This window comes from Streptomyces roseirectus, from assembly GCF_014489635.1.
In the GTDB taxonomy this organism is placed as follows: Bacteria; Actinomycetota; Actinomycetes; order Streptomycetales; family Streptomycetaceae; genus Streptomyces; species Streptomyces roseirectus.
On the sequence record NZ_CP060828.1, the window covers coordinates 5017510 to 5040526 of the forward strand.

At 71.3% G+C, this 23017-nt stretch carries 22 protein-coding genes and 1 tRNA gene; 10 read left to right on the top strand and 13 right to left on the bottom strand.

The features are described from left to right. The first annotated feature begins 38 nt into the window (after positions 1–38). Positions 39–476 (top strand): ATP-binding protein, encoded by a 438-nt coding sequence (locus tag IAG44_RS21100; RefSeq protein ID WP_187748644.1) that lies wholly within the window; start codon positions 39–41, stop codon positions 474–476. A 154-nt stretch (positions 477–630) separates the two neighbouring features. On the opposite strand, the gene IAG44_RS21105 is transcribed toward IAG44_RS21100, so the two are convergent. Beyond that, the gene (locus IAG44_RS21105) at positions 631–2103 is read right to left on the bottom strand and encodes an aminopeptidase P family protein (protein WP_187748645.1); all 1473 of its coding nucleotides are present in this window, start codon (positions 2101–2103) and stop codon (positions 631–633) included. Positions 2104–2182: 79 nt separating this feature from the next. Continuing rightward, positions 2183–3547 carry a PP2C family protein-serine/threonine phosphatase gene (locus tag IAG44_RS44790; RefSeq protein ID WP_187752801.1) on the bottom strand — a complete coding sequence of 455 codons (1365 nt, stop codon included), beginning with the start codon at positions 3545–3547 and terminating at the stop codon, positions 2183–2185. A gap of 1589 nt (positions 3548–5136) precedes the next feature. Between IAG44_RS44790 and IAG44_RS21120 the strand changes: the two genes are divergently transcribed. Both IAG44_RS21120 and IAG44_RS21125 read left to right on the top strand, forming a co-directional pair. Continuing rightward, a complete protein-coding gene (locus IAG44_RS21120; protein WP_187748646.1) occupies positions 5137–5802 on the top strand; it encodes a bifunctional DNA primase/polymerase in 666 nt (221 codons plus the stop codon). Between the two features lie 55 nt (positions 5803–5857). After that, positions 5858–6460: a hypothetical protein gene (locus IAG44_RS21125; RefSeq protein WP_187748647.1), complete on the top strand. Its 603-nt coding sequence runs from the start codon at positions 5858–5860 to the stop codon at positions 6458–6460. Positions 6461–6695: 235 nt separating this feature from the next. Here IAG44_RS21125 and IAG44_RS21130 read toward each other — a convergent pair whose 3' ends face one another. The 3 genes from IAG44_RS21130 to IAG44_RS21140 all read right to left on the bottom strand — a co-directional run bounded on the left by IAG44_RS21130 (position 6696) and on the right by IAG44_RS21140 (position 9502). Further along, complete coding sequence (locus IAG44_RS21130; RefSeq protein WP_187748648.1) at positions 6696–7661, bottom strand: DUF5926 family protein; 966 nt, start codon at positions 7659–7661, stop codon at positions 6696–6698. Between the two features lie 307 nt (positions 7662–7968). Beyond that, entirely contained in the window at positions 7969–8592 is a 624-nt protein-coding gene (locus IAG44_RS21135) for an ATP-binding protein (protein WP_187748649.1), read from the bottom strand. Positions 8593–8662: 70 nt separating this feature from the next. Continuing rightward, on the bottom strand, positions 8663–9502 hold the full coding sequence (locus tag IAG44_RS21140) for a glycerophosphodiester phosphodiesterase (protein ID WP_187748650.1): 840 nt from the start codon (positions 9500–9502) through the stop codon (positions 8663–8665). A 200-nt stretch (positions 9503–9702) separates the two neighbouring features. Between IAG44_RS21140 and IAG44_RS21145 the strand changes: the two genes are divergently transcribed. Further along, positions 9703–11196 (top strand): S1C family serine protease, encoded by a 1494-nt coding sequence (locus IAG44_RS21145; protein WP_187748651.1) that lies wholly within the window; start codon positions 9703–9705, stop codon positions 11194–11196. 54 nt (positions 11197–11250) lie between these two features. Here IAG44_RS21145 and IAG44_RS21150 read toward each other — a convergent pair whose 3' ends face one another. After that, on the bottom strand, positions 11251–12117 hold the full coding sequence (locus IAG44_RS21150; protein WP_187748652.1) for a hypothetical protein: 867 nt from the start codon (positions 12115–12117) through the stop codon (positions 11251–11253). Between the two features lie 175 nt (positions 12118–12292). Between IAG44_RS21150 and IAG44_RS21155 the strand changes: the two genes are divergently transcribed. Further along, positions 12293–12379 (top strand) — tRNA-Ser (locus tag IAG44_RS21155). A gap of 49 nt (positions 12380–12428) precedes the next feature. On the opposite strand, the gene IAG44_RS21160 is transcribed toward IAG44_RS21155, so the two are convergent. The 3 genes from IAG44_RS21160 to IAG44_RS21170 all read right to left on the bottom strand — a co-directional run bounded on the left by IAG44_RS21160 (position 12429) and on the right by IAG44_RS21170 (position 14564). After that, entirely contained in the window at positions 12429–12863 is a 435-nt protein-coding gene (locus tag IAG44_RS21160; RefSeq protein WP_187748653.1) for a hypothetical protein, read from the bottom strand. 131 nt (positions 12864–12994) lie between these two features. Next, positions 12995–13432, bottom strand: a complete 438-nt coding sequence (locus tag IAG44_RS21165) for an SMI1/KNR4 family protein (RefSeq protein WP_246561949.1) — start codon at positions 13430–13432, stop codon at positions 12995–12997. A 265-nt stretch (positions 13433–13697) separates the two neighbouring features. After that, a complete protein-coding gene (locus IAG44_RS21170; protein WP_187748654.1) occupies positions 13698–14564 on the bottom strand; it encodes a bifunctional DNA primase/polymerase in 867 nt (288 codons plus the stop codon). Between the two features lie 370 nt (positions 14565–14934). On the opposite strand from IAG44_RS21170, the gene IAG44_RS21175 reads away from it, so the two are divergent. The 5 genes from IAG44_RS21175 (at position 14935) to IAG44_RS21195 (ending at position 18843) form a co-directional block, all read left to right on the top strand. After that, positions 14935–15249, top strand: a complete 315-nt coding sequence (locus IAG44_RS21175) for a hypothetical protein (RefSeq protein ID WP_187748655.1) — start codon at positions 14935–14937, stop codon at positions 15247–15249. A gap of 234 nt (positions 15250–15483) precedes the next feature. Beyond that, positions 15484–16443: a bifunctional MaoC family dehydratase N-terminal/OB-fold nucleic acid binding domain-containing protein gene (locus tag IAG44_RS21180; RefSeq protein ID WP_187748656.1), complete on the top strand. Its 960-nt coding sequence runs from the start codon at positions 15484–15486 to the stop codon at positions 16441–16443. Then, on the top strand, positions 16440–16919 hold the full coding sequence (locus IAG44_RS21185) for a MaoC family dehydratase (protein WP_187748657.1): 480 nt from the start codon (positions 16440–16442) through the stop codon (positions 16917–16919). Before IAG44_RS21180 ends, IAG44_RS21185 begins: the two co-directional genes overlap by 4 nt. Positions 16920–16968: 49 nt before the next feature. Then, the gene (locus IAG44_RS21190; RefSeq protein WP_187748658.1) at positions 16969–18135 is read left to right on the top strand and encodes a lipid-transfer protein; all 1167 of its coding nucleotides are present in this window, start codon (positions 16969–16971) and stop codon (positions 18133–18135) included. 147 nt (positions 18136–18282) lie between these two features. Further along, positions 18283–18843, top strand: a complete 561-nt coding sequence (locus IAG44_RS21195) for a SigE family RNA polymerase sigma factor (RefSeq protein WP_187748659.1) — start codon at positions 18283–18285, stop codon at positions 18841–18843. 18 nt (positions 18844–18861) lie between these two features. On the opposite strand, the gene IAG44_RS21200 is transcribed toward IAG44_RS21195, so the two are convergent. The 4 genes from IAG44_RS21200 to IAG44_RS21215 all read right to left on the bottom strand — a co-directional run bounded on the left by IAG44_RS21200 (position 18862) and on the right by IAG44_RS21215 (position 22923). Next, the gene (locus IAG44_RS21200) at positions 18862–19377 is read right to left on the bottom strand and encodes an NUDIX domain-containing protein (RefSeq protein WP_246561950.1); all 516 of its coding nucleotides are present in this window, start codon (positions 19375–19377) and stop codon (positions 18862–18864) included. Between the two features lie 84 nt (positions 19378–19461). Beyond that, positions 19462–21117 (bottom strand): long-chain fatty acid--CoA ligase, encoded by a 1656-nt coding sequence (locus IAG44_RS21205; RefSeq protein WP_187748660.1) that lies wholly within the window; start codon positions 21115–21117, stop codon positions 19462–19464. A 212-nt stretch (positions 21118–21329) separates the two neighbouring features. Next, entirely contained in the window at positions 21330–21719 is a 390-nt protein-coding gene (locus tag IAG44_RS21210) for a hypothetical protein (protein WP_187748661.1), read from the bottom strand. A gap of 328 nt (positions 21720–22047) precedes the next feature. Continuing rightward, positions 22048–22923: a GIY-YIG nuclease family protein gene (locus tag IAG44_RS21215; RefSeq protein ID WP_187748662.1), complete on the bottom strand. Its 876-nt coding sequence runs from the start codon at positions 22921–22923 to the stop codon at positions 22048–22050. Positions 22924–23017 lie beyond the last annotated feature (94 nt).

Sequence of the window (23017 nt, forward strand, 5' to 3'; positions counted from 1 at the left end):
GGTATCGGTATGTCGAGCCGCGGCCAGGAGGCTGGAACATGAGCATCTGGTGGTCACTGCATCTGCGGCGCGATGCCGCGAGCGTGCCCCTCGCCCGCCGCCTGCTGCTCGGCACGATGGAGACCGCCGGCGTCGATCCCGACGTCTGCTACGACCTCTCCGTCGCCCTGAGCGAGGCATGCGCGAACGCCGTCGAACACGGCGGAGGCACCACATCGGAGGCGTTCCGGGTCACGGCGTACCTCGACGGCGAGAAGTGCCGCATCGAGGTGGCCGACTCGGGCCCGGGCTTCACCACCGCCCAGAGAACCCCCAGAGTCTCCTCCTCCGACGCGGAACAGGGCCGGGGCCTCTACCTCATCCAACAGCTCGCCGACCACGTCCACATCGGCAACAAGCCAGGCCGGGGCGGCGCGGTAGTCAGCTTCGACAAGATCCTGAAGTGGCGCAAGGACGCCCCGCTGGTAGCCGTGTGACACCTCTTTTGGGACCGGCACTACCGGCACTTTGACCACCGGGGGCAGCCAAGTCCTTTAGGGGCGCGGGGAACTGCGCGACCAGCCACGAAGCACCCGCACCCCGCGACGATGGCCGGACCCCCCTTCGGAGCCCGGCCACCACCCCCCTACCTCAGCCCTTCAGCGAAGCCATCCACGACTCCACCTCGTCCGCCTGCCGGGGCAGCCCGTCGGACATGTTCCGGTTCCCCTCGGCCGTCACGAGGATGTCGTCCTCGATCCGCACCCCGATCCCCCGGTACTCCTCCGGCACGGTCAGATCATCGGCCTGGAAGTACAACCCGGGCTCGACGGTCAGCACCATCCCCGCCTCGAGCGTCCCGTCGACGTACGACTCCACCCGCGCGGCAGCGCAGTCGTGGACGTCCATCCCGAGCATGTGACCCGTCCCGTGCAACGTCCACCGGCGCTGAAGCCCCAGCTCGAGCACCCGCTCCACGGGCCCCTCGACAAGCCCCCACTCCACCAGCCGCTCGGCCAGCACCCGCTGCGCGGCGTCATGGAAGTCCCGGTACTTCGCCCCGGGCCGCACCGCCGCGATCCCCGCCTCCTGCGCGTCGTACACGGCGTCGTACACCCGCCGCTGCACCGCGTCGAACCGCCCGTTGATGGGCAGGGTCCGCGTCACGTCGGCGGTGTAATACGTGTGGGTCTCGACCCCGGCGTCAAGCAGCAGCAGCTCCCCAGCCCGCACCGGACCGTCGTTCCGCACCCAGTGCAACGTGCACGCGTGCGCCCCGGCCGCCGCGATCGTCCCGTACCCGACGTCGTTCCCCTCGACCCGCGCCCGCAGGAAGAACGTCCCCTCGATGTACCGCTCGGACGTCGCCTCGGCCTTGTCGAGCACGCGGACGACGTCCTCGAACCCGCGCACGGTCGAGTCGACGGCCTTCTGGAGTTCGGCCACCTCGAAGTCGTCCTTGACGAGCCGCGCCTCGGAGAGGAAGACCCGCAGCTCCTCGTCCCGCTCGGCGGTGACCTTGTCGTGGAGCGCGGCCTCGATGCCGGCGTCGTACCCGCGCACGACCCGCACGGCCCCGGTCGCCCCGCGCAGCGCGTCCGCGAGCTTGCGGACGTCCGAGACGGGCAGCCCGTACAGCCGCTCGGCCTCGGTGAGCGAGTGCCGGCGCCCCACCCACAGCTCACCCTGGCCCGAGAGCCAGAACTCGCCGTTCTCGCGGTCGGAGCGGGGCAGCAGGTAGAGCGTCGCGCTGTGCCCGCCGGACGCGGTCGGCTCCAGGACGAGGACGCCGTCCTCGGTCTGGTTGCCCGTGAGGTACGCGTACTCGACGGACGCGCGGAACGGGTAGTCCGTGTCGTTGGACCGGACCTTGAGGTTGCCCGCGGGGACGACGATCCGCTCGCCGGGGAAGCGGGCGGAGAGCGCGGCGCGCCGGGCGGCCGTCTCGGCGGCCTGCGGGAGCGGCGCGAGGTCGCGCAGCTCCGTGTCGGCCCAGCCGGACTTCATGTTCTCGGCCAGCTCGTCGGAGACGCCGGGGTACAGCCCGTTCTTGCGCGGCTTGATCGCCTCGGTTTCCTCGGTCTCCGGGGTCTCCGGGGTCTCCGGGGTGAGCTCGTCGGACACGGTCTTCCTCCTCCATACGGCACGGGACCGTCCCCATCGTACGGTTGTGCGGAAGGCGACCGGATCCCCGCAAACCTCCCTAATCGAACCGCGCCGCCAGCAGGACGACGTCCTCGGTGACGTCGTCGTCCGCGCCGGCGGGCAGCATCGCCCGCAGGACGTGGTCCGCGATGGCCCCGGGGTCGTCCCGCAGGGCCCTCGGGATGCCGGCGGCGGCCGAGTGCAGGCGGTTGAAGGCGCGGTCGATCGGCTCGCCGGTGCGGCGCAGGAGGCCGTCGGTGTAGAGCAGAACCGTCTCTCCCGGCGCGGCCTCCAGGTCGACGCTCGGCGCCTCCCAGCAGGACAGCATGCCGAGCGGCGCCGACACGGACGTCTCCACGAACTCGGTGCGCCGCTCGCCGGTCAGCAGCGGGGGGCAGTGGCCCGCCCCGGCGAGGGTGATCTTCCGCGGGCCCGGCTCGCAGTACGCGAACAGCGCGGTCGCGGCGCGGGCCGGTTCGGTCAGGCGCAGAAGCAGTTCGAGGTCGGACAGGACGGCGACGGGGTCCTCGCCCTCCATCACCGCGTACGCCCGCAGCGAGGCCCGCAGCCTCCCCATCGCCGCGACCGCGCTCGGCCCGCTCCCGGTGACCGACCCGACGGCGAGCCCGAGCGCGGCGTCCGGCAACGGCAGCGCGTCGTACCAGTCCCCACCCCCACGCACCCCACTCCGGTGCCGCACCGCGAGCCGCATCCCCGCGACCCTCGGCAACCGCGCCGGCAACAACTCCTCCGCCACCGTCCCCACACACGCCCTCATCCGCTCCACCTCCAACAACCGCCCCACATGCACCCCCGCGAACCGCACATACAGCCCCACCAAATGCCGCCGCCGCTCATCCGGCACCCCAGCCTCGTCATAAAGCCACACCACAGCCCCGGCGAACCCACTGCGCACACCCCCTGCCCCGAAGAGCCCGACACCAGGGACGGCCGAGCCCTCGGTCCCACCCCGAAACCCGACGACCCCGGGAGCACCGGAGACGCCGGCGGACCCGGAAACATGGCCGGTGCTGGGGGAGCCGGGGGTGCTGGCGGGGCCGAGGGTGCCGTGGGGACCGGCAGCGCCGGTGGCGTCGGCGGCGCCGGGTAGCCCTGAGGCGCCGATCATGCCGGGAGCACCAGGAACATGGCCGGGGCCGAAGGCGCCGGGAGCACCGGCGGGGCCGAGGGTGCCGTGGAGGCCGGCAGCGCCGGTGACGTCGGCGGTTCCGGGCAGCCCCGGGGCGCCGATCATGCCGGGAGCACCGGGAGCACCGGGAGCACCGGGAGCACCGGGAGCACCGGGAGCACCGGGAGCACCGGGAGCACCGGGAGCACCGGGGAAGCCCGGGGCATGGCCGGCGCCGAGTGCGTCGGAGACGCCGGGGGAGCCGGTAGTGCCGGTGACGTCGGCAGCCCTCAGGGCGCCGGGAGCGCCGGGGGAGCCGAAGGCGTGGTCGGGGCCGAGGGCGCCGGGGCCGCCGGTGGTGTCGGGCGCGCGGGTGGGATCGTCAACGCCCGCCGCCCCGGAGGCGCTTGGCTCCCCCGGGGCGCTGTGCAGGCCGGGAACGCCGGCGGAGCCGAGGGTGCCGTAGAGGCCGGGGGCGTCGGTGACGCCGGGGCGACCCGGGGCGCCGGGCGTGCCCGAAGCGCCGGTCGGACGCAGTGTGCCGGGGACCCGGGACGGGTCGGGGACGCCCGGAGTCCGGGGTCCGTCGGGAACGCCGGGGTTCTCGGGTCCTCGTCCGGCCCTGGTTCCCGTTCCTGTTCCGCCCGGCAGTGCGGAGCCTGGTCCCGAACTCTCGTTCAGGCGCCCCCTGTTGCCCTCCGTCGGGCCGCTTCTTCCGGTCAGGCGGCCGAAAGTGGTGCCCGGGGTTTCGGTGGGCGGGTCGCCGTCCAGGCGGAGGGCGTAGGTGGCGGCGTAGCCCAGGCGGGTCGCGACCTCGCGGTGGCGGGGGTCGAGGGTGGGGTCGGTGAGGAGGTCCGGCTGGGTCAGTTCGCGGGCGGTGGGGTCGTCGAGGAGGCGGCCGTGGGGGAGGGCGGCGCGGGGGACGGTCTCCAGGTGGCCGAGGTCCGCGCGGTCGAGGCCGAGGGGCGTGGTGGTGACGGGCCCGTCGAGCGGTGCGAGGACGACGAGTCCGCGGCGCGCGCCGACGAGGGCCGCCCCGGCGCGCAGGAGTTCGTCGAGGGCGGCGGGCAACGTGTCCGTACGGCAGAGGCGTTCGGTGAGCTCGTGGAGCGTCGTGAGGTCCGAGACCCAGCCGGCCAGCCGGTCCTGGAGGAGGACACCGGGACCGGCGGCGCAGGTGGGAGCGGACGACGGCAGCGGGACGGCCGCTGCGGGAGAGCCCACGGACACCGGCGAGGCAGTGTGTGCGGGCGAGGGGATCGTGGAATCGATTCCGGCCACTTTCGGAGCGTGAGGGGCGTTCATGGCGTCCGGCTCTCGAACTGGTGCGTTTTGCTCAAAAGCATCGCAAACCCCCATGTCATTCCGCTCATTCTGCACGGACGGCAGTGTCACCACATCTACACGCAGTCGTGACGGGATGTCCAGCATTGTCCTATCGGGATTCCCGGTGTCCATGAGCGGAGAGTGAGTCTTCGGCAGAAATGCAAAGTTGGCTTAAAACCGCCTCGGGTTCCGGGCGATTGAGGTCGACTGGGCTTGCTCCACAGAGCGTCACAGCGGTCGTGATGGGTACGTACTCGGTAGGGATTCAGGGGCGGTGGAGAGCCGCCCGGAACCTGGTGACCGACCCGGGCGTCCTATCCACCGACGACCGAGCCCCATCCTCCGTGGCGGAGGCGGAGAGAAATACGCGGGACGGCAAAACGCCAGACTTCGCCACCCCACGCCACGCCCAGTTTTTCGCGAGACGCAGTTCGGGGTTCCTCTTGCTCGGTGCAAGGGTGTGATGCGCCAACAGGTATGCACAGTGAAGTGATCGACACATGGTGTGATGTGGCCCACGGTGTTGCCAGCGGTGCAACGGAAAGGAACGAGCGCTCATGCGCGAGATCCTCGGAAGGCGACGCAGGCTTCTGTCCCAACGCGGCGACGGGATGCCTGAGTTGATCGACGCGGCCCTGACCTTCGCGACGAAGTGGCAGTGGCCCGTGCTCCCCGGTGCGGCGGCCGACCCCGAGGGGCGGTCGAGGTGCACCTGCCCCGACCCGGGCTGCACCGTGCCCGGCGCGCACCCCTTCGACCCCGGCCTCCTCGCCGCCACCACCGACGCCCGCATGGTCCGCTGGTGGTGGACCAACCGCCCGGCCTCCCCGATCGTCCTGGCCACCGGAGGCACCGCGCCCTGTGCCGTCAGCCTCCCCGCCCGCGCCGCCGCCCAGGCGCTCGCCGAACTCGACGCCAAGGGCATGCGGCTCGGCCCGGTCGTCGCCGCTCCCGCGCGCTGGGCGATCCTCGTCAAGCCGTACTCCATGGAACAGCTGGGCGAACTCCTGTACGCCAAGGACTACGTCCCCGGCTCCCTGCGCTTCCACGGCGAGGGCGGCTACCTCGCCCTCCCGCCCTCCCTCTCCGGCCACGGCGACATCCGCTGGGAACGCGCCCCGCTGCCCGGCTCGGCGTCCCCCTGGGTGCCCGACGTGGAAGCGGTCGTCGACACGGTCGTCGACGTCCTCACTCGTACGGGTGTGAGCGCCCCCGAGTTGTAGGGCCGCCCGGCGCGGACGGGCGAGCACGCGCGCGCGTGCTCGTTATCTTCCGCCTATGAACCTTCGCCTCCTCGCCCTCGGCGCGACCGCCCTGTGCGCCGTCGCGCTCCCCCTGACCATCGCGTCGGCGGGCCCTGCGGGCGAGGAGGGGAGCGTCCTCGACGAGGCCGTGCGGACGGTCGTCCCCCAGGGCGATCCGTCCGACGACCGGTCCGATGGTCGGTCCAACGGCCGGTCCGACGACCGTCCCGATGACCAAAAACCTCCCCGCGAACGTCCCCAGGACCCCGCGCACCTCCTCGGCATCGGCCTCGCCACCGCCGCCCGCTGCGGCCCCGAACTCGCCTCGCCGGACGGCGTCGAGGCGCAGACGTGCGTCCTGACGCAGGGTGAGGACACCTGGGCGCGGACCTACTACCGCAACGCCACCGGACGTGCCCTGAAGGCCGTCCTGAGCCTGTTGGAGCCCGACGGGCGGACGGTCAGGACGCGGTGCGCCGCTGGCGCCGAGGACGAGCCCACGAGCTGTGAGACACCCCGCGAACGGACCCGGGGGAGCCTCGCCGACTACACGGCCGTCGCGGAGTTCGCGCACCGCGGCGACGGGCCGCTGCTGCTGCGCTCGGGAAGCAACTCCGCGCCGGACGCGGGCAGTTGACGGAGGGCGCCGGAGTGTGAAGCGGCGCGGGCAGAAAAAGACCCGGTTGCTGGCGACGGGGGATGCACCAGCAACCGGGCTACTCGAACCGTAACAAGAGATCGGCTCCAAGCAAATTCGATCTCCTGTTTTCATCGGCTTTCCGGACAACCGCTGAGCGGCGGTTTCCGGCGCCGATCCGCCTTGCGGGAGGCGGGAGTTGTGAGCGGAGTCACCCGTTCGGGCGGGCCGCGCGTCAGCTCAGCGTGACCTGTCGGTTCGTCAGACCGCCGCGCGCGCGACGCTCGTCGGCGGTCAGCGGGGCGTCCGTGGCCAGGGCCGCCGCCAGGCGCTCGGCGAACTCGGCGGCGGGCTTCTCGACGTCCTCCGCGCGCACCTCGCTCGGCAGGTCCCAGACCGGCACGGTCAGGCCGTGGGCCCGGAAGGAACCGATCAGTCGGGTCCCCTCGCCGAGGCCGGCGGTGCCCGCCGCGTGCAGCCGCGCGAGGGCGTCCAGAAGACGCTCCTCCGGGTGCGGCATGACCCACCTGAGGTGGTTCTTCTCCGGCGTCTCGCACCAGTACGCGGACTCCACGCCGGCCAGCTTCACCGTCGGGATCACCGCCTCGTTGGCCCGCTCCAGGGACGCCGCCACGTCGGCCGCCGCGTTCTGGGCGTCCGTCACCCAGAAGTCGAAACCGGTGTGCACAACTGGCTCGAACCCGCCTTCGGGATCCAGCAGGTCCTGGAGCCGGGGCCCGTCCGTCGGCGCCCTGCGGCCCTGCACCGGGGTCCCCGGCGCGGCCTCCAGCGCGCGCAGCAGGTTGTCCGCGAGGTCGCGGCTCACGTCACCGGAGGAGGTGTCGTTCTGCAGGCCGAGCAGGACGGAGCCGTCGTCGCGCCGCAGCGCCGGCCACGCCATCGGGAGCACCGTCGCGAGCGTCACCGAGGGCACGCCGTCCGGCAGGCCGCCCTTCAGCGTCAGCTCGGCGGTGGCCGCCGGGACCAGCTCCCGCAGCGCGACCCAGTCGCACTCGCCCGCGAGCCCTTCGAACGGCCGGTGCACCAGCTCCGTGACCGCCTGCGCCGCCGCGCGCCCGTGGCACGCCTTGTAACGCCGGCCGCTGTTGCAGGGGCAGGGCTCCCGCGCCCCCACGACCGGAATCTCACCAGCGGTCGCCTGAGGCCCCTGGGCCTTGGTCTGGGGTCGCTTCTTGGCCATCGACTGTCTCCCGGTACGGCTCGACTCCTACCCGGGGAGCCTAGCCGGTCGGACTGACAGGGCCTGCCTGGTGAAGGGGGTGGGCCTGTGCCGGGGGTCGGGGGCGCGCCGGGGCGTCTCGGGCCGGTGCCGGTGGCGGGCCTTGCGCCGGGGCGCGGGCTTTCGCGGGGGCGTGCCGGGGCCGGTGCGGGCGGTGAGGCTTGCGCCGGGGTGCTTCGGGCCTGCTCCCGGCGGGGGTCGCATCGGGGCGTCCCGAGGCCGCTCCCGGCCGTGGTGCCCGCGCGTGCCGCCTCTGGCCCTCCCCGGTCTACTCCAGGTCGTCGAGGTCGTCGAAGTCCAGCCCCGCCAGGGACGGGCTCGCCATGCGGGCCGCGAAGTCGCTGTCCCCGCGCGCGTCGGGGTCGTGGACGTCGTTGTGGACGACGACCCAGACGGTGACCTCGCCGTGGACGTCGTCGCGGACGCCCCAGTCGTGCGCGAGCGTCGAGATGATGTTGAGGCCCCGGCCGCCGTGCGCGGTGACCGAGGGCGTCGCCGGGGCGGGCCGGGTCGGGCCACCGCCGTCCGTCACCTCCACGAGCAGGCGCCCGCGCGCGTCCACGCGCCAGGCGGCGCGGACGTCGCCGTCGCCCGCGAGCGCGTCGCCGAGCGGACGGCCGTGCTTGCACGCGTTGCTGAGCAGTTCGGAAAGGATCAGTACGGCGTCGTCGATGACCGCCTCGGAGACCCCGCCGACGCGGAGCTGGTCCCGCATCCGGTGTCTCGCCTCGCCCACGCCCGCAGGGCCGTGGGCCACGGCCATGCTCGACGACGTGGGCACCTCCTGTGCCACCACCAACGCCACCCCCGAGACCTCCTTAGCCCCACGCCACCGAGTGGATGCCCCCTTGGCCTGTACCGGAAACCGGTAGAGGTCCGTCCGCTGACGCATTTCTGACGCCCGTACACGCACCGAACGCGCCGGTGCACTCCCTGTGATGATCAACGCGTTGTGCGGGCGCTCAGACCCCGCCGAGGTGCCGCAGCACCGCCTTCGGCCGGTTCGTGATGATCGCGTCGACCCCCAGCTCCACACACAGGTCGACGTCCGACGACTCGTTGACCGTCCACACGTGCACCTGGTGCCCCGCCCGCTTCAGCCGGCGCACGTACGCGGGGTGGCTGCGCACGATCCGCATCGACGGCCCCGCGATCCCCACCCCCACCGGCAGCCGCCCGTCGCGCAGGCGCGGGGAGACGAACTGCATCAGGTACACCGTCGGCAGCGTCGGCGCGGCCGCGCGCACGCGGTGCAGCGACCGCGCCGAGAAGCTCATGATCCGGACGGCCGACTCGGCGGGCGCGGGCGGCGCGGCCAGGCCGAACCGGCCGAGCAGGTCGAGCAGGCGCTCCTCCACCTGTCCGGCCCAACGCGTCGGATGCTTCGTCTCGATCGCCAGCTCCACCGGCCGGCCCGCGTCCGCGACCAGCTCCAGGAGGCGTTCCAGGGTCAGCACGGAGGTGTGCTCCCGGTCCTCCGGGCGGAACTCCCAGTCGGGCTCCTCCTCGTCGCCCGCCCGCGCGCGTGCGGCCCGCCGCGTCTTCCAGGAGCCGAAGTCCAGGGCGTTCAGCTCGGCCAGCTCCAGCGCGGAGACCGCCCCGCGCCCGTTGGACGTCCGGTTGACGCGACGGTCGTGCACGCAGACGAGGTGCCCGTCCGCGGTGAGCCGTACGTCGCACTCCAGCGCGTCCGCGCCGTCCTCGATGGCCTTCCGGTAGGCGGCCAGGGTGTGCTCGGGGGCCTCTTCGGAGGCGCCGCGGTGGGCGACGACCTGGATGTGGTGCTGGCGTGCGTGGGTCACCGCGTCATGGTGCCATCGTCGCGGGGTACGCGAGATCCGGGACGTGCGTCTGAGAACCGTCTGAGAAGCGTCTGAGATGTTCTGACGCGAGTGACCACCGCCCACAGGCACCGCTTATGGTGCTCTGACGGCCAGTGGGAAAAGCTTGAAGCGTAAGGCAACACGCACACGACAACAGCCGTGGACCGAGGAGAAGAGCTGTGAACACCGAGAACGAGGGCACCGAGGTACCCCCGGCCCCGTCCGCACCCCCCGTGCCGGTGGACTCTCCCACGACGTCCGCCGCTGCCGCGCCCGAGGCGGCACCGACGACCGAGCTGCCGAAGACGCCGGCCCAGGCTCCGGCATCGGCCCAGGCTCCTGCTCCGGCCCCGGCGGGCGCGCCTGACGGGAACTGGCCGCCGCCCGCGCCTGCCGCTGCCCCCGCCGCCTCCCAGGACCGGCCGCAGGACCCGTACGCGGGCGCGCCCACGGCCGTGGACGGCTCCTGGCCGCCGCCGGTCCCGGCGACCCCGTCGTACGCGGACGGCGGCGCCGGCGCGGGCGGCGCGTGGGGGGCGGCGTACGGGCAGGAGCCCGCGCCCAAGCGCAAGGGGCGGGGCGGGCTCGTCGCGGCCGTCCTGGTGGCCGCGCTGGTCGCCGGCGGACTCGGCGGCGCGCTCGGCTACACGATGGCCAAGGACAACGACGACAACGGCTCGACGACCGTCTCCGCGTCCGACAGCGGCGGCTCGCTCAAGCGCGACGCCGGCACGGTCGCGGGCGTCGCCGCGCGGGCGCTGCCCAGCACCGTGACCATCCAGGCCGAGTCCAGCAGTGGCGACGGCGGCACCGGCACCGGCTTCGTCTTCGACACCCAGGGCCACATCGTCACCAACAACCACGTCGTCGCCGAGGCGGTGGACGGCGGCAAGGTCACGGCGACCTTCCCGAACGGCCGGAAGTACGACGCCGAGGTCGTCGGCCACGCGCAGGGGTACGACGTCGCCGTCATCAAGCTCAAGAGCGCGCCCTCGGACCTCAAGCCGCTCACGCTCGGCGACTCCGACAAGGTCGCCGTCGGCGACTCCACGATCGCCATCGGCGCGCCCTTCGGGCTGTCCAACACGGTGACGACCGGCATCATCAGCGCGAAGAACCGTCCCGTCGCCTCCTCGGACGGCTCCGGCAGCAACAACTCGTACATGAGCGCCCTGCAGACCGACGCCTCGATCAACCCCGGCAACTCCGGCGGGCCCCTGCTCGACGCCCAGGGCAACGTGATCGGCATCAACTCGGCCATCCAGTCCAGCGGCAGCGGCGGTGGCCTCGGCGGCGGCCAGGCGGGCTCGATCGGCCTCGGCTTCGCCATCCCGATCAACCAGGCCAAGTACGTCGCCCAGCAGCTCATCAAGACCGGCCAGCCGGTGTACGCGAAGATCGGCGCCTCCGTCTCCCTCGAAGAGGGCACCGGCGGCGCCAAGATCGCCAACGGCGCCTCCTCCATCGAGGCGGGCGGCCCCGCCGCCCAGGCCGGCCTCAAGACCGGCGACGTCATCACCAAGCTCGACGACACCGTCATCGACTCCGGCCCCACCCTCATCGGCGAGATCTGGACCCACAAGCCCGGCGACCGCGTGACGATCACCTACCAGCGGGGCGGCAAGACCCAGACAGTGGAACTGACCCTGGGCACGCGCACGGGCGACAGCTGATCACCGGGTAGTTGTTGTAAGGGGCGCCCTCAAGGGAGGGCGCCCCTTACGTGTTCAGGGCTGGTCGTAGCTGGTGGTGGCCGCGGAGGAGGAATCGCCGATCGCGAAGGTCGACGACTCCACCCTCCCGATGTGGACGTCCTGGGACGGGGCCGGTCTCGTGGTGAGGAAGTCGCGCAGGGTGCGGCCGGTGGGGGCGATGTGAGGGGCGGCGCCGATGAGGAACGCGACGCCCAGGACGACGGCGGCGAGCCGTCCGGCATCGCCGAGCAGGGAGACCAGGGGCGGGACGGTGATCAGGAGGAACGCCAGGGTGAAGAAGGCGGGGACGTGTTCGCGGTCCTGCTTCCTGCGGGCGGCCGACCGCTCGTGGAACTCGACGTCCCCTTCGTCGTTGTGGGCGACGACCTTCCAGCCGGAGATGTCGGGGGAGGAGACGGAGAGCCGCAGCGCCAGGGTCTGACCGCGCTCCAGCTGGGCGATGGTGAAGACCGCCTCGCCCGTGTCCTGCTCCAGGTCGGGCCGCCGGGCCACCCCCATCTCGCGCTCCGGCGCGGAGGTGGGCACCGCCTCGATGATCTGGGTCCCCGTCGGGAGCCGGAACCGCAACCGCTCGTCCTTCACGACCCGGTTGCCGGTGTTCTCGACCCGGAACTCGATCGAGCTGAGCCCGTCGATGGTGGTCCCGTTGTAACTCAGCCGCAGCCGGCGGCGGATCGCGTCGTCCGTCGAGACCATGGCGTTCTGCACCTCGGCCTCCCACGTGAGCCGCTTCATCGGCTCACGCCGCATCTTCACGTGCTCGATCGCGACGGTCCCCAGCACACCGACGACCGTCCCCACGACGGCGACGACAAGGTTCTGCTGAAACTCGCTCAGCCCGCCCCCGGCGGCCTCGACCACCCCGGCGAACGACTCCATACCGCCAACTCCCTCCCGTCGGACAGCGAGGTCACCTTAGCCACTGGTCTCCGGGCGGAAGCGGGGGTTGGGGACGAACCTGCGGGACTCCCGCCCCCACCCCGGCCCACGCACTCCACCAAACCCCCGCTGCCGGTACGCTGTACCCGCCCCGCCCCAGGTGGGATGCGGGCGAGGTGGGTTGCCCGAGCGGCCTAAGGGAACGGTCTTGAAAACCGTCGTGGCAGCGATGTCACCGTGGGTTCAAATCCCACACCCACCGCAGGCCGGAAGGGGTGTTCCTCGGTGTGAGGGGCACCCCTTCGTGGTGTTCAGAGTTCGTCGTCGCGGGCGAGGCCCTCCCAGGGGAGGGCGCGGAGGCGTTTGTCCGCGTCCGTGCCGGACGGGACCTGGGGGGTCGGCTGGAACCAGACGACCGTGAGGGCGGAGCGGTGGAGGCCGGGGTCCAGGGAGGGGGAGACCGGGGACGAGCGGAAGGAGGCCACGCAGGCCACCGCGGGCAGGATCTCCACGGGCCCGAACGGCCCCTTGGACCCGTCGTCGCGGTACTCGCGCGGCGGATCGATCAAGTGGACCGGCGTACGGGGGGATTCGCGTTCCGCGCCCCGCAACAACCCGTTGATCCTCATGTCGTTGACGCGCGCGCAGGGGTAGCCCTCCAGCATGCCCCCGTACGTCGAGGAGAGCCGGATGTCGGAGAGCTCGATCGAACGGCCGGACAGGAGGACGACTCGGGTCAGGGACATGGACGGACACCTTAGGCGCGTCGTACGCCGAAGTCCTCACTTTTACCTACGAAAGCGCTCCTTCGCGCTACCCGGCGCTCCGGTTCACACCGGTATGCGGACGGTCCACACGCGCCCCGGCACAGTCCGGTTCACGCGCCGCCCGCCGCGAACTCCTCGGCCACCGCCGCCAGTTCCGCGTTCGGACGTCCGTCCAGGCCCACCCCGTACGCGTCGATCGCCTCCAACGGACCCAGCCCGCCCGCCAACACCCAAAGAAACTCGCCGAGATCACGCGCGACGACCCCGGTATCCCCCTCGGACCCGAGGAACACGACGGGCTGCTCGGCGAGTTCACGCCCCTCGCGGACCAGCCAGAACGCCGCGTACCCGCCCGTGCCGTCCCGCCCGAACACCCGGAACTCATCCCCGTCCACCTCAGGGTTCCCGGTCCACGCCCGGAACCACTCCGCGGTCTCCGACGCCGACATGAACCCGTCGAGGGCCATGAAGTCGATGCCGTCGGAGAAGTAGTCGAAGGGGTGCGCCAGGGCGGCGGCGAGGGGTGCGGGGAAAGGGAGTTCGGCCATGCGGGGAAGGGTAGGGGATGGCTGGTGGGCGGGGCGGGGCCGGTGAACGGCTGTCGTCCGGCTCTGAGCCCGGTGCCGGTGAGCGTTCGGCGTCCGGCCCGTCTGACGGCGACGCGGACGCCGGCACCGGCGAACGACCGCCGCACGCCCCCGCCTTCGCACCGGCTCCCCCTCAACTGACCGACCCAGTCCCCGCGTTCCCGCCCCCAAGCCCCCGCTCCCGTCCCGCCACTCCACAGTGCCTCTCCCCCAACCACCCCCGCACTCACCCCTCTTCCCCCCGCCTCCCCGTCAACCGAGCCGCCGAAGCCAGCGTCGAGCGTGCCTCGCGTGGGCTCAGTCCCGTGCGGATCGCGGCCTCGAACAGGGCTTGTGAGAGGCCGAGGTTGTTCTCGTAGGCGCGGCAAGCGGCCCAGAAGAGGCGGGTGTTGCGCTGCCCTTCGTGGGCCGCGAGGACGAACTGGACGAGCCCGTGCCCATGTTGGGAGGCGGGGCCGGTGTGGGAGGAGCGCGGGGGCGGGAGGAGGAGGCGGAGGAGGGCGCGCGGACAGGGCGCCGGGGGGAGGTGACCGGTGCCGGGAGCCGTCGCGTAGACCCCCCGGTCCGTACGCGAGCCGGGCCCCACGAGGTATCCCCCCGCCCCCCGGATGTCGATGCCGGGCGCGAGCCGCCCCGCGGAGTTGGGGACGACGACGTCGGACGGCCCGGTGAGCCAGAGGTGGCGCCCGCCTGAGGGCGTGAGGACGACGACCGTCGGCGGGATCGTGAAGAGGTGGCGCAGCGCCAACTCCCTTAGCGCGGCGGTGGAGTCGGTGTCCCCCTTCGTGTCCAGGTCGACGCCGATGAGGTGGTGCGGCGCCAGCCCGCAGGCGATGCCGTACCCGGTCGCCCAGGGCGCCATCGCGAACAGCGCGCGGATGCGCGCGGGGTCGGTCGTCGCGTCGTACACGCCGTGCCCGGGGCGCCCGCACTCGCCGTGGCACGGCGGGGTGCCGGGCGGGTCGAGGCGGTGGGGGGAGCGCAGGGCCGGGAGCTTGGTGCGGGACAAGGGGATGACGGCCAGGCCGCGTTCGGCGGCCGAGAGCGCGTGGGCGAGGGCCAGTGTCGTGGCCTGCCGGTCGGTGGTGGCCATGCCCCCAGTTTCGCACACCCGTTCGAAGAACGGGAGGGGGCGCAGTCGCGGAACGGCCCCGAGGACGCCGTCACCGGCCCGCCTGCCGGAACGCTTCACCCCATGCGGCGCACGGAAAACCGCCCCCGCGACGCGCCCGGGACATGGCTCCTCGCGAAGAACGGTAGTGAAAGGGGTTTATCGACTGGTCATCACGCTTGCGTGCTAATCGTGCCGTCCGGGGTGGTTCCGCGGGGGTCCGGTGGGCAACTCTGATCTCGCGACGTCGTCACCAATGCCGAGGCGGTCGGCCAACTGCCCCGGAAACAGCCGTAGTTCATGCAAAACCCGGCCACAAGCCGGTACGTCTCTTGTTCTCTGGAGGAACAACATGGCAAGCATCCGTACCGCCCGCATCGTCGCCGCTGTCTCCGCCCTCCCGCTCGCCGCCGCTCTCTTCTCCGGCGTCGCGGCGGCGGACAACGGCGGCTTCGCGGACGACGGATCGAACGCGGGCGTCGCCAGCATCATCGGCAGCGGTGTGGCCGGCGACAACAACGGCAACTCGTCCACCACGCAGCAGAACGCCGTGGGCTCCGGCGCGAGCAACCAGAGCAACACGGCCCAGGTGAACGGCTCCGCGTTCACGGCCATCAACCAGGGCAACCACAACGTGCAGGTCACCTTCGCCCCGCTGTGGTGGTGACCCCCTGACGGAGGGCCGGCGCACCGGCACCGGCCCTCCGACCGGGTGTGGGGTGTGTTCACTGGGGTGGTAACACGCCTGCGCGGCGAGGCACTTGGGCTTCGCCGCGCAGGCGTTTTCCGCGTGCCCGCACAACGGTGCGCCCGCACATCGGCGCCGGGTCGTCCTTGACAGTCCACGCCATCTGACGGACAGTCAGAAACCTTCTGGAGTGCGGAGGGTGTGGAGGGTGCCATGCCGGAGGAGGACGACGGACGCCAACTCGCGGCGCGCGAACGCCAACTCGCGGCGTACGAGCGGCAACTCAAGGCGTACGAAGGTGAACCCGCCGCCGTCGCCGGGATCGCCAAGGACCCCGTAGACGCCGCCATGATCCGGCACTGGTGCGAGGCGCTGGGCGACACGAACCCCGCGTACACCGGCCCCGACGCCGTCGCCCCGGCCACCATGCTCCAGGTCTGGACGATGGGCGGCCTCTCCGGACCGGCGTCCCGCACCGACGCGTACGTCCAACTCCTCGCCCTCCTCGACGACTTGGGCTGCACGGCAGTCGTCGCCACCGACTCCGAGCAGGAGTACGTCCGCCCGCTGCGGCTCGGCGAGCGCGTCACCTTCGACTCGGTGATCGAGTCGGTGTCGGGGCGGAAGACGACGAAGCTGGGGGCCGGGTACTTCGTCACGACGCGGACCGATGTGCGGTGCGGGGACGGGGAGTTGGTGGGAACGCACCGGTTCCGCATCCTGAAGTACGCGCCCCGCAGCCCCGCTTCCCCTCCATCTCCGGCCACCCACCTCCGCCCCCGCCCCGTCATCAACCGTGACAACTCCGGTTTCTGGCAAGGCATTCGGCGAAACCGCCTCCTCATCCAGCGCTGCCTCGCCTGCGGAACCCTCCGCCTCCCCTGGATCCCCGGCTGTGTGGAGTGCGGTTCGCCGGAGTGGGACACGCGGGAGGCGTCCGGCGCCGGGACCGTGTACTCGTACGTCGTCATGCATCACCCCCGCTTCCCCGCCTTCGACCCCCCGTACGCCGTCGCCCTGGTCGAACTCGCCGAAGGCGTACGGCTGGTGAGCGAGGTGGTCGACGTGCCGTACGACAAGGTCCGGATCGGCATGCCGGTGACGCTCGAATTCCGGGCGTACGACGACGAGTTGACGCTGCCGGTGTTCCGGTCCGGGGAGGCGGCGGCATGACGTCACCGTCCGAGGGCACCCAACTCCCCCCGCTGGACGTCGAGATCACCCGGACCCTCATCGTCGCCGGCGCGATCGCGTCCCGCGACTACCAGGACGTCCACCACGACCCCGACGCCGCCCGCGCCAAGGGCTCCCCCGACATCTTCATGAACATCCTCACCACCAACGGCCTCGTCGGCCGCTACCTCACTAACCACTTCGGCCCCCACACCCGCCTCCACAAACTCGCCATCCGCCTCGGCGCCCCCAACTACCCCGGCGACACCATGCGGTTGACCGGCCGAGTGGAACAAGTCGACGGCACACAGGTCACGGTGAGCATCACCGGCGAGAACAGCCTCGGGCGCCATGTGACGGGGACGGCGGTGCTGAGCACGACGCCGGAAGCCTACGCGGACGGTGACGCGGGCGCCGGGACGGACGTCGACGCGGGCGTCGGCACGGACGGCGCGCGGGGTGTGGACGAGCGGTGAGCCGCTGACGTCAGCCCCTTCGAACACGCCCCCAACCCCAGGAGCCCCCATGCCTCCCCGCCCCCAACTCCCCCTCGGCAGGCGCGCGGCGATCGCCGGTATCGGTGCCACCGAGTTCTCCAAGGACTCCGGCCGCAGCGAACTGCGCCTCGCGGCGGAAGCCGTCCGCGCGGCGATCGCCGACGCCGGGCTGGCGCCGGGGGACGTGGACGGCATGGTGACGTTCACGATGGACACGAACCCCGAGATCAGCGTGGCCCAGGCGTGCGGGATAGGGGAGTTGGCCTTCTTCTCGCGCGTCCACTACGGCGGCGGCGCGGCCTGCGCGACCGTGCTCCAGGCGGCGATGGCCGTGGCGACCGGCGTCGCGGAGGTCGTCGTCTGCTACCGGGCGTTCAACGAGCGGTCGGGACGGCGCTTCGGCGCGGGGGTGACGAAGCGGGAGCCGTCCGCCGAGGGCGTCGCGCTGGGGTGGACGCTGCCGTTCGGGCTGGTGACACCGGCGTCGTGGGTGGCGATGATCGCGCAGCGGTACCTGTACGCCTACGGGCTTACCCCGGAGGTATTCGGGGAGGTAGCCGTCGTCGACCGCAGGCACGCCGCGACGAACCCGGCCGCGTACTTCCACGGCCGTCCCATCACCCTGGAGGACCACGCGGCGTCGCGCTGGATCGTCGAGCCGCTGCGCCTGCTGGACTGCTGCCAGGAGACGGACGGCGGACAGGCGCTGGTGGTGACGTCGGCGGAGCGCGCGCGGGACCTCGCCGCCCGGCCGGTGCTGGTCGCGGCGGCGGCGCAGGGCGCGGCGAAGGGGCAGGAGCAGATGACGGGGTTCTACCGGGGCGACCTGACGGGCCTCCCGGAGATGGGGGTGGTCGCGTCGAGGCTCTGGCGGGACTCGGGCCTCGCGCCCGCCGACATCGACGTAGCTCTCCTGTACGACCACTTCACCCCCTTCGTCCTCATGCAGCTGGAGGAGTTCGGCTTCTGCGGACCCGGAGAGGCGTCAGGGTTCGTCGCGGCGGACCGTGTCCCCCTGAACACGCACGGCGGCCAGCTCGGGGAGGCGTACCTGCACGGCATGAACGGCGTCGCCGAGGCGGTGCGCCAGCTGCGCGGGACGGCCGTCAACCAGGTCCCCGGCGCCGGGACCGCGCTCGTGACAGCCGGTACCGGGGTACCGACCTCAGGGTTGATCCTTACGGCGGACAGATGATCCCCCAGGGGTCATCCCGTAGTACCCGGGCCCCGTCGCTCCACCTTCAGGAGGTGGGGTCTGCCCCACCCCTACAACCTGAGGGGGACTTTTCTTCGGGACCTACGGGCGATCCGGACTACACGGTCTCCCTCCTAGCGTGGAGCCATGACCACACCCGTCTGCACCAGCGCTTCGAACGGGCGGACGCGGACCACCGTCCGCCCGGGATACCCGTCGTTCGCGTCCTACGTCCAGGACCGCCAGCCGGTGCTGCTGCGCACCGCCCGCTCGCTGACCGCGAACCCGTGCGACGCCGAGGACCTGCTCCAGACCGCCCTGACGAAAACGTACGTCGCCTGGGACCGCATCGAGGACCACCGCGCCCTCGACGGCTACGTCCGCCGAGCCCTCCTCAACACACGCACGTCCCAGTGGCGCAAGCGCAAGGTGGACGAGTTCACGTGCGACGAGCTCCCCGAGCCGGACCCCGCCCCCGGCCTCGACGACCCCGCCGAGCAGCAGGCCCTCCGCGACGCCATGTGGCGGGCCGTCCTCAAGCTCCCCGCCCGCCAGCGCGCCATGGTCGTCCTGCGCTACTACGAAGACCTCAGCGAGGCCCAGACCGCCGAAGTCCTCGGCGTCTCCATCGGCACGGTCAAGTCCGCCGTCTCCAGAGCCCTCGGCAAACTCCGCGAGGACGCGGAACTGGTCCTCGCCCGCGACTGAACCCCACTCACCGCCCCATCAGCCCAGGTACGGCCACTCACGGCGTTCCAGGAAGTGCCGGAGCCGTAGCCGCTGGGTGTGGTGCATCGGCAGCTCGGCCAGTTCCTCCGGCGGGACGAACCGCAGCTCCGTCGACTCGTCCGAGATCGCGAGCCGACCGCCGACCACCCGAGCCGTGAAGCAGACGTTGAACTGCCGCCGCACCTCGCCGTCCGAGTAGGCGATGACATGACGGGGGTCGGTGTACGTCCCGACGAGCCCGGTGATCTCCACATCCAGCCCCGTCTCCTCCCTGACCTCACGGACAGCGGCCCCCGGCAGCGAGTCGGCCATCTCCATGCCGCCACCAGGCAGCGCCCAGAGGCCGTTGTCCTGTCGACGCTGGAGGAGGATACGGCCGCGGTCGCCGGCCACCACCGCGGAGGCGGCGACGACCAGACTGTTGGGCTCGGGAGCGCCGGGGTCGGCGTAGTACTCGATGCTCCCTTGCCGCACGTTGAGGTCCCGGAGCATCCGGAACACGACGGATGGCATGGACGCCGACGAGGTCGCTACCCCTCCAGCAGGCAGAGAGCCCCCGGCGAACGCCAGGGGCTCCAAGGGCAGGGGGCGGAGTTACTAGATGACGGTGACCTCCAACTCCCCCTCCGCGTACCGCCGTCGCAGTACCTTCTTGTCGAACTTCCCCACGCTGGTCTTCGGCACGGACTCGATCACCGTCCACCGCTCGGGGAGTTGCCACTTGGCGATGCCGCCCTCGCCGGCGAGGAAGGCGCGGAGTTCGGTGAAGTCGGCGGTGGCGCCTTCCTTCAACACGACGGTGGCGAGGGGCCGTTCGCCCCACTTGGCGTCGGGGACGGCGACGACGGCGGCCTCGGCGACGGCGGGGTGGGACATGAGCGCGTTCTCGAGGTCGACGGACGAGATCCACTCGCCGCCGGACTTGATGACGTCCTTGGCGCGGTCGGTGAGCGTGAGGAACCCGTCCGGTGAGATGGTGCCGACGTCGCCGGTCTTCAGCCAGCCGTCAGAGCTGAACTTGTCCTCGGGGCGCAGGAGTTCGGCGTCGGGCCCGTTGTAGTAGGCCCCGGCGATCCAGGGCCCGCGCACCTCCAGCTCCCCGGCGGACTCCCCGTCCCAGGGCAGCCGTTCACCGCCGGGCCCGGTGAGCCGCGCCTCAACTCCCGCCGGGAACCGCCCTTGTGTGAGCCGGTACGCGAACTCCTCGTCGGTGCCGATGACGTGGGCGGGCGGCCGGGCGATCGTCCCGAGCGGCGACGTCTCCGTCATGCCCCACGCGTGGCACACCCGCATGCCGAGTTCGTCGAACGCGGCCATGAGCGACGGCGGACACGCGGACCCCCCGATGGTGACCTGCCCGAGGCAGGAGACGTCGCGCGGCTTGGCGGTCAGCTCGGCGAGGAGGCCCTGCCAGATCGTCGGGACGGCGGCGGCGTGCGTCGGCCGCTCCGACTCGATCATCTCGGCGAGCGGTCCGGGCTGGAGGAAGCGGTCCGGCATCAGCATGTTGACGCCGGTCATGAAGGTCGCGTGCGGCAGCCCCCACGCGTTCACATGGAACTGCGGGACGACGATCAGGGACAGGTCCTCGTCGGTCAGCCCCATCGACTGCGCCATGTTGACCTGCATGGAGTGCAGGTAGATCGACCGGTGGCTGTAGACGACCCCCTTGGGGTCACCCGTAGTACCTGAGGTGTAGCACATCGCCGCCGCGCTGCGCTCGTCCAGCTCGGGCCACGCGTACGTCGTCGGCCGCCCGGCGATCAGCTCCTCGTACTCGTGCACCCGCACGGCCGTCCCCGCGAGCCCCGACCGGTCCCCGACCCCCGACACGACGACGTGCTCGACGGTCCTGAGATGCGGCAGCAGCGGGACGAGCAGCGGCAGCAGCGAGCCGTTGACGATGACGACCTTGTCCTGCGCGTGGTTGGCGACCCACGCCAACTGCTCAGGCGGGAGGCGGAGGTTGAGGGTGTGGAGGACGGCGCCCATGGAGGGGATCGCGAAGTACGCCTCGACGTGCTCGGCGTTGTTCCACATCAGGGTGGCGACTCTGTCGTCGCCGCTCACCCCCAGCTCGTCGCGCAACGCGTGCGCCAACTGGGCTGCCCGCTGGGCGACTTCGGCGTAACTGCGCCGGTGCGGTTCCGCCTCGCCCGTCCAGGTCGTCACCTGCGAGGACCCGTGGATCACCGCCCCGTGCGTCAGGATCCTCGAAATCAGCAGCGGTACGTCCTGCATCGTGCTCTGCACGGCGTCCTCCCGGGCGACATTGCCTGCGACGGAACTGGTTGAGGCTGATTCTGCGCACATACCGGGCGGTATGTCACTAGGGGAGGGCCGATCGATCCGTTCACATTAAAGCTGAGGTCAAATCGGCAGGTGAGGGACCATGTGGAAGGCCGGGCGGGGAGCCGGGCGGGGGACCGTGACGGGCCGGTCCCCCTCCGTCATCACCGGACCCCCTACGCGGTCTCCCGCATCACATTGGCAAACGCTTCCGCGCCGAACGGGGCGCCCTCGTAGGTGTACGGGTACTCCAGCCCCGCCGCCGCGTAGGCCGCCGCCCTCCGTCGCTCCCGCTGGCGTTGCACTTCCGCCGCTTCGGCCCGCGCCCGCGCCTCCGCCTGCCGCCGGAAAATCGCGGCGGCCTCCTCCTTCGACGGCGACGTCCACGGCCGCGACCAGGGGCTTTCGGGGATCACAGAGGGGGTCCCGGAGGGGGTCCCAGACTGGGGTTCGGCGACCGCGCGGGGCTGGACACAGCACTTCCGCCGCCTGCCGGTTGCGGGCAGGAACAGCGCGATCAGGGTACGCAGGCACGCCAGAATGGCATGCGCGATAGAGTGGCGCATGGCGACAGGTTTCCTTTGCGAGAGGTTGTCGTCAGGCCCCTTCAGCAGAGTGTTGACGCACTCTGAGTCCTGAGGGGGCCACTTTTTGTTGTTGTGAGGAGCACCGTAGCACTGAGATCGCCGAGTTGAAGCAAACCCCAGCGAACTGCGCAACTTTTTCCGGGGGTTGGGTACGGGCGTCAGTCCCGCGCTCCTACGTCGGCTCGGAGGCACGGAAGTTGGAGCCGTCCGCAGCGCGGGAGACGTGACGCGGCTCCGCCCGAGTCGGTCACCGCCAGACGGTAGGGGCCGCGCGGCACCACGCCCGACGGATTCTCACCGGCCGATGTCACTCATCGAAGTCGCCGCCCTCTTCGTCTTCGGCCTCTTCCGTCTCGTCCTTGCCGGGCTTCCGAGTCTTCGGAGTCTGGTTGGAGACCCCCTCCGGTCGGTAGTACCGCCGAGCGCTCGGATACGTCGTAGGGCTGTCGTCGTACATGATCACCCAGCCGAGCAGAGCGCAGATCTGCCACTTGCCAGGCAGGTACCTTGCGACGAAACGAAACGCTTCGTCCACGGTCATCTCCCCTTCAGGGACAGTGACCATCAGCTTCTTGAAGGCGGCCGAGTGCTTGAAGCGGAAGTTGAACGGTATGCCGCGCTTGATCTCCCACAGTACGTCGTGCAGTGAGTGGACACCCGGAGTGAGTCTGTTCACATCGCGGGAGAGGTCAATGGGGAACTCGAGATCGAAGTGATTACTCTTGATCGTAGTCCGATCGCGATTACGCCCGGGGTCGTTGTTTCCGAATCCTCGATTATTCCAGACGATCTTTCCGCTTTTCAGGTGCTCCTTGATGAGCATTTTTTCCGGAGAGACGGAGGACAGGTCTTCTTCCACGAAAAGGCACTTGAACGACATCTCTTCAATGGAAATTCCCTCTCTTCCGGACAGCTTGTAGAGGTGATTCCCAAGGCGTTCGGGAAGCGGTTCGTCGGCCTTTCCCACATAGGTGAGCTGGCGTTCCGTGCCAGCCTCTTGGCGGAAGAGCTGGTACACCCCGGACCTGCTGGGGAGACCGAGCCTTTCGGCCTGAGGGGTGAGGGCGTCAAGGTTCTCCTGTGTGAGGGGCGCGGGCTCCAGCCGTTCCAGGGCCGCGTACAGCTGTGTACTCAACGCCTCGGTGATGCTGAGTCGGAACTGATCGCTGTACCCGCCCGCCATGTGAGCACCCCGTCCCCTGTGAAAATCCTGATCACGCGCACCCTACCTGGCGCGACCGCAGGACACGCGAGGTGAATCACGGGGCATGCCACCA

Coding starts and splice junctions, on each gene's coding strand:
- IAG44_RS21100 (WP_187748644.1), top strand. CDS start 39: ATGAGCATCTGGTGGTCACTGCATCTGCGGCGCGATGCCGCGAGCGTG.
- IAG44_RS21120 (WP_187748646.1), top strand. CDS start 5,137: ATGCGCGAGATCCTCGGAAGGCGACGCAGGCTTCTGTCCCAACGCGGC.
- IAG44_RS21125 (WP_187748647.1), top strand. CDS start 5,858: ATGAACCTTCGCCTCCTCGCCCTCGGCGCGACCGCCCTGTGCGCCGTC.
- IAG44_RS21130 (WP_187748648.1), bottom strand. CDS start 7,661: ATGGCCAAGAAGCGACCCCAGACCAAGGCCCAGGGGCCTCAGGCGACC.
- IAG44_RS21135 (WP_187748649.1), bottom strand. CDS start 8,592: ATGCGTCAGCGGACGGACCTCTACCGGTTTCCGGTACAGGCCAAGGGG.
- IAG44_RS21150 (WP_187748652.1), bottom strand. CDS start 12,117: ATGGAGTCGTTCGCCGGGGTGGTCGAGGCCGCCGGGGGCGGGCTGAGC.
- IAG44_RS21160 (WP_187748653.1), bottom strand. CDS start 12,863: ATGTCCCTGACCCGAGTCGTCCTCCTGTCCGGCCGTTCGATCGAGCTC.
- IAG44_RS21165 (WP_246561949.1), bottom strand. CDS start 13,432: ATGGCCGAACTCCCTTTCCCCGCACCCCTCGCCGCCGCCCTGGCGCAC.
- IAG44_RS21170 (WP_187748654.1), bottom strand. CDS start 14,564: ATGGCCACCACCGACCGGCAGGCCACGACACTGGCCCTCGCCCACGCG.
- IAG44_RS21175 (WP_187748655.1), top strand. CDS start 14,935: ATGGCAAGCATCCGTACCGCCCGCATCGTCGCCGCTGTCTCCGCCCTC.
- IAG44_RS21180 (WP_187748656.1), top strand. CDS start 15,484: ATGCCGGAGGAGGACGACGGACGCCAACTCGCGGCGCGCGAACGCCAA.
- IAG44_RS21185 (WP_187748657.1), top strand. CDS start 16,440: ATGACGTCACCGTCCGAGGGCACCCAACTCCCCCCGCTGGACGTCGAG.
- IAG44_RS21190 (WP_187748658.1), top strand. CDS start 16,969: ATGCCTCCCCGCCCCCAACTCCCCCTCGGCAGGCGCGCGGCGATCGCC.
- IAG44_RS21195 (WP_187748659.1), top strand. CDS start 18,283: ATGACCACACCCGTCTGCACCAGCGCTTCGAACGGGCGGACGCGGACC.
- IAG44_RS21200 (WP_246561950.1), bottom strand. CDS start 19,377: ATGCCATCCGTCGTGTTCCGGATGCTCCGGGACCTCAACGTGCGGCAA.
- IAG44_RS21210 (WP_187748661.1), bottom strand. CDS start 21,719: ATGCGCCACTCTATCGCGCATGCCATTCTGGCGTGCCTGCGTACCCTG.
- IAG44_RS21215 (WP_187748662.1), bottom strand. CDS start 22,923: ATGGCGGGCGGGTACAGCGATCAGTTCCGACTCAGCATCACCGAGGCG.